The sequence below is a fragment of the Stieleria sedimenti genome, from assembly GCF_025060895.1.
GTDB classification, from domain to species: Bacteria; Planctomycetota; Planctomycetia; order Pirellulales; family Pirellulaceae; genus Stieleria; species Stieleria sedimenti.
The window spans coordinates 1-5,391 of sequence record NZ_JANZKV010000297.1 but is presented as its reverse complement, the minus strand read 5'-3'; the positions used below and the strand labels follow the sequence as shown (position 1 = coordinate 5,391).

Annotated in this window: 5 protein-coding genes; 3 read left to right on the top strand and 2 right to left on the bottom strand. The window is 59.0% G+C overall.

From position 1 onward, the window contains the following. Positions 1 to 218 precede the first annotated feature (218 nt). The 3 genes from NZK35_RS30925 to NZK35_RS30915 all read left to right on the top strand — a co-directional run bounded on the left by NZK35_RS30925 (position 219) and on the right by NZK35_RS30915 (position 4,478). The gene (locus NZK35_RS30925) at positions 219 to 2,042 is read left to right on the top strand and encodes a PSD1 and planctomycete cytochrome C domain-containing protein (RefSeq protein ID WP_259636397.1); all 1,824 of its coding nucleotides are present in this window, start codon (positions 219 to 221) and stop codon (positions 2,040 to 2,042) included. A gap of 23 nt (positions 2,043 to 2,065) precedes the next feature. Then, a complete protein-coding gene (locus tag NZK35_RS30920) occupies positions 2,066 to 3,517 on the top strand; it encodes a DUF1501 domain-containing protein (protein ID WP_259636396.1) in 1,452 nt (483 codons plus the stop codon). 94 nt (positions 3,518 to 3,611) lie between these two features. After that, positions 3,612 to 4,478, top strand: coding sequence for a carbohydrate-binding protein (locus tag NZK35_RS30915; protein ID WP_259636395.1), 867 nt, complete (start codon positions 3,612 to 3,614; stop codon positions 4,476 to 4,478). 161 nt (positions 4,479 to 4,639) lie between these two features. On the opposite strand, the gene NZK35_RS30910 is transcribed toward NZK35_RS30915, so the two are convergent. Both NZK35_RS30910 and NZK35_RS30905 read right to left on the bottom strand, forming a co-directional pair. Next, on the bottom strand, positions 4,640 to 4,897 hold the full coding sequence (locus NZK35_RS30910) for a hypothetical protein (protein WP_259636394.1): 258 nt from the start codon (positions 4,895 to 4,897) through the stop codon (positions 4,640 to 4,642). Between the two features lie 174 nt (positions 4,898 to 5,071). Beyond that, positions 5,072 to 5,391 (bottom strand): hypothetical protein (locus NZK35_RS30905; protein WP_259636393.1); only part of this gene is annotated, 320 nt, incomplete at its 5' end.

Below are 5,391 nucleotides of genomic sequence, written 5' to 3'. Positions count from 1 at the left end.
CGCGAGCCCTCTCTGGCGTTTGCTTGCTGCGCAAACGCCGTCTCTCCCAGAGGGAGAGAGACAAAATGGGTTGCCAAAAGCTGCAGCAAAAGAATCGACGTCTATCGGCAAATCGTACCAAAATCGACGCAGGCTGGTACAAGACCTGAGGCAAAAATCTGCGACAATGAAGGCTCCCCCATCGCCCCCGCCATCTCCTCCCCCTCGGCTTTTGCGACATGGCTGCACTGAAGAATCTTACCATCGCTGCGTGTTTGGGCCTGGTCCTTTGGGACAGCCCGGCCGCCTGGTGCCAGACACCGATCTCGTTCAATTCGCAGATCCGTCCGATCTTGTCCGAGTACTGCTTTGCCTGCCACGGGCCGGACGAAGAAACCCGCGCCGCGGATCTGCGGCTGGATCAACGCGAGCCCGCGGTGGATTACGGAGCGATTGTCGAAGGGGAACCGGGCGAAAGTCTGTTGATCGATCGGATCGAGTCCGAGGATCCGGACATGCTGATGCCGCCTCCGGAAACCGGCAAGACGTTGACGACGGCGCAAAAGGAGCTGATCGCCGAGTGGATTCGCCAAGGCGGGGAGTATCAAAAACATTGGTCGTTCGAACCGCTACCGGAGACAGTTGCGGTCCCCGAACCTATTGATGATTGGCCGCGGACCTCGGTCGACCCGTTCGTGGCACAGACGCATCGAGAAAAAGGGTTTCAGCCGAATGGAGAAGCGGACAAGGCGACTTGGCTGCGACGCGTCACGTTCGACTTGACCGGGCTGCCACCGACGTTGCCCGAACTGGACGCGTTCCTGGCAATCTTTGCGGCCGCTCAGCCCGGTGGTGATCCGCCGAACGTCGACCCCGAGATGGCGCTGCAGCATCACTTGTTGTCCGCCGACGAAACCGTCGCCCAGGCACGTCGCAGGCTGGCCAAAGCTCGCGAGGTCGAAAACGAACTCGTCACCGCTGTACGTGAAATCATGACGATGCGTCACGACGAAAACGCGCCGCCGACACACGTGCTCGGTCGTGGCGAGTACACCAACAAACAAGAACAGGTTTCGCCCGGCACCCCCGAGTTGGCCGGCGAACTGTCCGATGCGGGTGACGATCGGTTGTCGTTGGCCAAGTGGATGACCGATCCGCAGAATCCGCTGACGTCTCGCGTGATCGTCAACCGAATGTGGCATCTGTTCTTCGGCCGCGGCATCGTCGTCACCCTGGAAGATTTCGGTTCCCAAGGTACACCACCCTCGCACCCGGAACTGCTGGACCATCTGGCTCGTTCGCTGATGGACAACGATTGGGATCTGCATTGGCTGTGCCGCGAAATCGTGCTTTCGTCGACGTATCGCCAGTCTTCCAAAGTCGGCGACCCCCAACTCTACCAGCGTGACCGCGACAACACGTGGTTAACTCGCGGCCCCAAGCATCGACTCTCTGCCGAACAACTGCGTGACACGGTGTTGGCGGCCAGCGGATTGCTGGTCAAAAAGATCGGCGGTCCCAGCGTGATGCCGTACCAACCGGCCGGCCTGTGGAGAGAATCAGGGACCGGAAAATCGTACAACCAATCGACCGGCGACGGGCTGTATCGACGCAGTCTATACACGTTTTGGAAACGGACCGCACCGCCGCCGACGATGTTGACGCTCGATGCGACCAGCCGCGAAAGCTGCACGCCCCGACGCGAGCTGACGACGACTCCGCTGCAGGCACTGGTGTTTTTGAACGACCCACAATACGTCGAAGCCTCACGCGTGCTGGCCGAATCCTTGGTGCAAACGAATCCGGCAGATCGTGATGCACGTTGGAATGAATTGTTCCGCAGACTGCTCAGCCGTCTGCCCCATGACCGTGAACGAAAAGTAATCCAACAGTTGTACGACGAACAACTGACGTATTTCTCCGAGAACGAATCCGATGCCGGCGAGTTCCTCAACGTCGGTGCTCGGCCGCTGCAAGGCTCGGCCAAGCGAACGGATTTGGCGGCGACGACCATCGTGGTCCAAGCCCTGTTTGCCTATGACGAAACGATCATGCTCCGCTAACCGAACAACGAGCGATAACGACCATGGACTCCTCCACGACACGACGACACTGGCTGCAACAGTTCGGCATGGGACTTGGCGGGATTGCCGCCTCCCAATTGCTGCAGCGCGATTTTGCCGCTGCCGCTCCCGCGGTTTCCCCGAACGGCGGCGTCCCCAGCGGCGGAGTGATCAACCCGACGCACCATGCCCCCAAAGCCAAACGAGTGATTTACTTGTTTCAAGCCGGCGGGCCTTCGCAACTGGAAACCTGGGACTACAAACCACTGCTCAATGAGAAACAGGGCGAGCCGCTGCCGGACTCCGTTCGCCAAGGCCAACGCTTGACCGGCATGTCGGGCAACCAAGCGATTCTGCCGTTGGCCGGTTCGATGTACAAGTTCAACCGGCACGGCGAAAATGGCACCTGGGTCAGTGAGTTGATGCCGCACATGGCCAAACAGGTCGATCAAATCGCGGTGGTCAAATCGATGTACACCGAAGCGATCAACCACGATCCGGCGATCACGTTTTTGCAAACCGGCAACCAGCTTTCCGGCCGCCCCAGTATCGGTTCCTGGTTGCACTACGGCCTGGGCAGCGAGAACGACAACCTGCCGACCTTTGTCGTGTTGGTGACCAAAGGCAAGGGCGGCCAGCCGCTGTATTCACGGTTGTGGGGATCGGGGTTTCTGCCGGCACGTTATCAAGGCGTCCAGTTTCGTTCGGGGAAAGAACCGGTGTTGTACCTGGCCAATCCGCCGGGCATTTCAGCGGGCAGCCGACGCAACATGCTCGATCGGCTCAACGACCTGCACCAACTGGAACAAGACCGTCTGGGCGACCCCGCACTGGCGACGCGGATCGAGCAGTACGAGATGGCGTATCGAATGCAATCGAGTGTTCCCGATGTCGCCAACCTTGCCGACGAACCGCAAAGCGTCAAAGATCTTTACGGACCCGACGTTTCGAAACCCGGATCGTTCGCCGCCAATTGCCTGTTGGCCAGACGATTGGCCGAACGTGGTGTTCGTTTCATCCAGCTTTACCACCAGGGTTGGGATCACCACGGAAACATCCCCGGCGGCATGAAAACCCAGTGTCGGGACACCGACCAACCGTCCGCGGCGCTGCTGCAAGATCTGCAGCAACGCGGGTTGCTGGACGACACGTTGGTGATCTGGGGCGGTGAGTTCGGGCGGACGAACTATTCCCAAGGCACGTTGACCGCGACGAACTACGGCCGCGACCACCATCCGCGTTGTTTTACCATGTGGATGGCCGGCGGCGGCATCCAGGGCGGTGTCAATCATGGCGAGACCTGTCCGTTCGGTTACAACGTGGTTTCCGATGGCGTTCACGTGCGAGACTTTCACGCCACGCTGTTACACTTGATGGGGATTGACCACCACCGCCTGTCCGTCAAGTTTCAAGGTCTGGACGCCCGACTGACCGGTGTCGAACCGGCACGCGTTGTCAACGAAATCCTGGCGTAAAATCAAGTGGGAGAAGCTTCCTGCCTGTCAATTCCGCGATGACAGGCTGGAAGCCAATCCCACGTTTGAAATATCTTTCGTTCAACCCAATCCCATGCACTTCACCTTCCCAAATCCATTCCGTTTGATCGCGATTGCAGCCCTCGTGGTCGCTTGCGTTCCAAACGCGACGGTCAGCGGCCAATCGAACGATTCGATTCCATCCCGACCGATTGATCGGCCCAGCGGTCTGCCGGACGCTGCAATGAGGGTGCCTTCGCTCGGCAGCGATGCGTTGAACGTCTATCGCGACGGACAAACGTTGTGGTTGCTGCCGAGTCCGGAATCGATCGAAGCGCGCAGCTTCCATCTCCCGCGGTTTTGCGCCCCGATCCGTTCGTTGAACTGGCACGACGATGCCAAACGCGATCTTGGTTTTGTTCCTGAACCGGACCACTGGCGGTTCTCCTGGAAAGCCGCCGTCGCTGCGGAAGCTTTGATCAAGGTGGTGTTTGACGGCGCCCCGCTCTTGCCCGACGAAGTTTCACCGACCGAACCCGCCGGCGACGGTTCAGTCATGTTACACGCCCACCACGCGTCAACCTTTGGCGAAAAACTGCGGTTCGAACCCCAGTGGTACAAGAACACCGTCGGCTATTGGACGGTTGCCAAGGACTACGCCACTTGGGAATTGAAACTGGACCAGCCGGGGCGTTACAGCGTTGCCGTGTTGCAAGGCTGTGGCGAAGGCCAGGGCGGCAGCGATGCGTTGATCAGCATTCGCGACGGAGCGTCCACCGTTGCCGAGCTGCCGTTTCAAACCATCGATACAGGTCACTTTCAGAACTTTCGCTGGAATCACCTGGGCGACATCACGGTCACGAAATCCGGGACCTATCAATTGCGAATCGAAGCCAAGCGAATCGCAAAAGGCGCCTTGTTCGACGTCCGCGCGATCCACCTGGTCAAACAAGCGAAGTGACGCGCGGCACATGTTGCGTTGTACGAGAGCGGAAAAGCAACCGTTGGTGTCTAGCCTTTAGGCGATTCTCGGTCGCTGCTACGCAGCGAGAATGGGCGGCTAAAGCCTGCACACCAACGCTGATGCCCGTGCCATTCGGGCCTGACCCCTTTGCCGCGGCACTAGCCGCCCTGTTTGGCCACTTCGATCAGGGCATCGATTTCCAGCACCTGTTCGTGGGGGATGCGATTGCGCTGATACTTGTTCCAAAGTAATTCACGCAGGGTCTCCAGGTCTTCCAGCTCGATGACCGGAAACTGAGTCCATTCGGTGTCCGACTTCAGCCGCGACTGCAGCTTCCATTTGCCGCCGTGCCGCGTGGCGGTGACCAGACGCGTGGCGCCTTCCTCGGTTTTCTCACGCCATTCGTGTTTCTTCATGATCCGCAACCACCTTTGCATTCACAAACGTGAGATTCTTCCAGATTCGATTGATGCTTGGCACGAAAAACACCATTCCGCCACTTCTTAACGCGTGGGCCTTGATTATCGACGCCACCACCAAGACTGTCCACCAGTCGAGCCCAGGCTTTGCAGGTCGTGAAGTTCTCAAAGTCACCCTCCTGGCAGGTGAGACGAACGCAGCAAGGGGAGGTCGAACGTGGACGCCATCATTCCCATCGCCGTACAGGGCATGCCGTACAGGGCATGCCGTACAGGGCATGCCGTACAGGGCACCGCAAGGCAACGCTGTGAAGCATTTTCCCCCTGTGTTTCTTGAGGTTTTAGCGGCAGGGCGCGAGCCCTCCGGTACTTCATCTTTGCCAGAACACTGGAGGGCTCGCGCCCAATGCCATCTACTTTGACGCCAAGCTGGGTGTTTTTTGTTAGCGGCAGGGCGCCAGCCCTCCGGTTCTTCACGGTGTTTTTGAAGC